Origin of the sequence: Paraburkholderia ultramafica (assembly GCF_902859915.1) — a bacterium.
GTDB lineage: Bacteria > Pseudomonadota > Gammaproteobacteria > Burkholderiales > Burkholderiaceae > Paraburkholderia > Paraburkholderia ultramafica.
Map to the genome: position 1 here is coordinate 1 of NZ_CADIKK010000171.1, position 535 is coordinate 535.

General features: G+C 66.0%; 1 protein-coding gene. It reads left to right on the plus strand.

Annotated features, from left to right (window positions below):
- A partial coding sequence (locus tag HV744_RS36725) for a PAS domain S-box protein (protein WP_175154106.1) occupies window positions 1-535 on the plus strand: 535 nt, incomplete at both ends.

Consider the following 535-nt stretch of genomic DNA (forward strand, 5'->3'; position numbering starts at 1 on the left):
GAGGCTGGTGGCCTCGCAGGCCGCGATCGCGCTGGAGAATGCCCATCTGTACCGCGGCCTCGCCGAACGCGAAGCGAAGATCCGGCGCCTCGTCGACTCCAACATCATCGGCATCTGCATCGCGAGGCGCAATGGCGACATCATGGAGGCCAATGAAGCGTTCCTGAAGATCGTGGGATATGACCGGGAGGACCTCATCGGGGGTCGCGTGCGGTGGACCGATCTGACAACCCCGGAATTTCGCGAGCGCCATGAACGGGCCCTGGCTGAACTTGAGCGCACCGGGACCATCCAGCCCTTGGAGGAGGAGTATTTTCGCAAGGATGGCAGCCGCGTTCCCGTGCTGCTCGGCGTGGCCACGTTCGACGAACAGCGAGACCAGGGGGTCGCGTTCGTGCTCGATCTGACCGAGCGCAAACGGGCTGAGGAAGAGGCCCGCGGGAGCGAGCGGCGCTATCGCGCGGTGCAGGCAGAACTGGCGCACGCCAACCGCGTGGCCACCATGGGCCAGCTCGCGGCCTCCATCGCGCATGAG